The organism is Enterobacter cloacae complex sp. IR5401 (genome assembly GCF_049238425.1).
Lineage (GTDB): Bacteria > Pseudomonadota > Gammaproteobacteria > Enterobacterales > Enterobacteriaceae > Enterobacter > Enterobacter hormaechei_C.
This window is the reverse complement of the sequence record NZ_JBMKHN010000046.1, coordinates 1-1657: the sequence shown is the minus strand read 5'-3', so window position 1 is coordinate 1657 and position 1657 is coordinate 1. Positions and strand designations below refer to the sequence as shown.

Below are 1657 nucleotides of genomic sequence, written 5' to 3'. Positions count from 1 at the left end.
GTAAATCGTGGAGTGATCGACATTCACTCCGCGTTCAGCCAGCATCTCCTGCAGCTCACGGTAACTGATGCCGTATTTGCAGTACCAGCGTACGGCCCACAGAATGAGGCTCTGTTGCAAAAATCGTGAAGCTTGAGCATGCTTGGCGGAGATTGGACGGACGGAACGATGACGGATTTCAAGTGGCGCCATTTCCAGGGTGATGTGATCCTGTGGGCGGTGCGCTGGTATTGTCGCTATCCGATCAGCTATCGCGACCTTGAGGAAATGCTGGCGGAACGCGGCATTTCGGTCGACCATACGACGATCTATCGCTGGGTCCAGTGCTACGCCCCGGAGATGGAGAAGCGGCTGCGCTGGTTCTGGCGGCGTGGCTTTGATCCGAGCTGGCGCCTGGATGAAACCTACGTCAAGGTGCGGGGCAAGTGGACCTACCTGTACCGGGCAGTCGACAAGCGGGGCGACACGATCGATTTCTACCTGTCGCCGACCCGCAGCGCCAAGGCAGCGAAGCGGTTCCTGGGCAAGGCCCTGCGAGGCCTGAAGCACTGGGAAAAGCCTGCCACGCTCAATACCGACAAAGCGCCGAGCTATGGTGCAGCGATCACCGAATTGAAGCGCGAAGGAAAGCTGGACCGGGAGACGGCCCACCGGCAGGTGAAGTATCTCAATAACGTGATCGAGGCCGATCACGGAAAGCTCAAGATACTGATCAAGCCGGTGCGCGGTTTCAAATCGATCCCCACGGCCTATGCCACGATCAAGGGATTCGAAGTCATGCGAGCCCTGCGCAAAGGACAGGCTCGCCCCTGGTGCCTGCAGCCCGGCATCAGGGGCGAGGTGCGCCTTGTGGAGAGAGCTTTTGGCATTGGGCCCTCGGCGCTGACGGAGGCCATGGGCATGCTCAACCACCATTTCGCAGCAGCCGCCTGATCGGCGCAGAGCGACAGCCTACCTCTGACTGCCGCCAATCTTTGCAACAGAGCCTCCGTCGCCATGCTCACCTCGCTTTGGTGCACACGAGTATTGAGCATAGTCGAGATTGGTGCAGATCACTTCTGATATTGAACTGTCAGGAGCTGGCTGCACAACAGCCATTACGCCCAATCAACTGGTGCAGTCGTCTTCTGAAAATGACACTGTTTGTATATAATCATGAAAAAATGGTGAGTAGAGTTTCAGGGTAACAGGGGATGCTTATGTCGGTTTTCCACAACTGGCTACTTGAGATCGCATGTGAGAATTACTTCGTCTACATCAAACGCCTTTCCGCCAACGATACCGGCGCAACAGGTGGTCACCAGGTAGGGCTTTATATCCCTTCAGGTATCGTTGAAAAACTCTTTCCGTCTATCAACCATACCCGTGAACTGAACCCTTCGGTTTTTCTCACCGCACATGTGTCATCGCATGATTGCCCTGACAGCGAAGCCAGGGCAATTTATTATAACAGCCGTCATTTTGGTAAAACCCGGAATGAAAAAAGGATTACCCGCTGGGGTAGAGGCAGCCCACTTCAGGATCCTGAAAATACAGGGGCTCTGACGCTCCTGGCTTTCAAGCTTGATGAGCAAGGGGGGGACTGTAAGGAAGTAAATATTTGGGTATGCGCCAGCACTGATGAAGAGGACGTCATTGAGACCGCTATTGGTGAAGT

2 protein-coding genes and 1 pseudogene are annotated in these 1657 nt (G+C 55.0%); 2 read left to right on the top strand and 1 reads right to left on the bottom strand.

All coding sequences use genetic code 11. The features are described from left to right. A pseudogene (locus ACOTX1_RS23745) lies at positions 1-120 on the bottom strand (IS6 family transposase); the annotation flags it as partial. Between the two features lie 48 nt (positions 121-168). On the opposite strand from ACOTX1_RS23745, the gene ACOTX1_RS23740 reads away from it, so the two are divergent. Beyond that, on the top strand, positions 169-933 hold the full coding sequence (locus tag ACOTX1_RS23740; RefSeq protein ID WP_001389365.1) for an IS6-like element IS6100 family transposase: 765 nt from the start codon (positions 169-171) through the stop codon (positions 931-933). Positions 934-1199: 266 nt separating this feature from the next. Beyond that, on the top strand, positions 1200-1657 hold a 458-nt coding region (locus ACOTX1_RS23735), incomplete at its 3' end, for an EcoRII N-terminal effector-binding domain-containing protein (protein WP_421766887.1).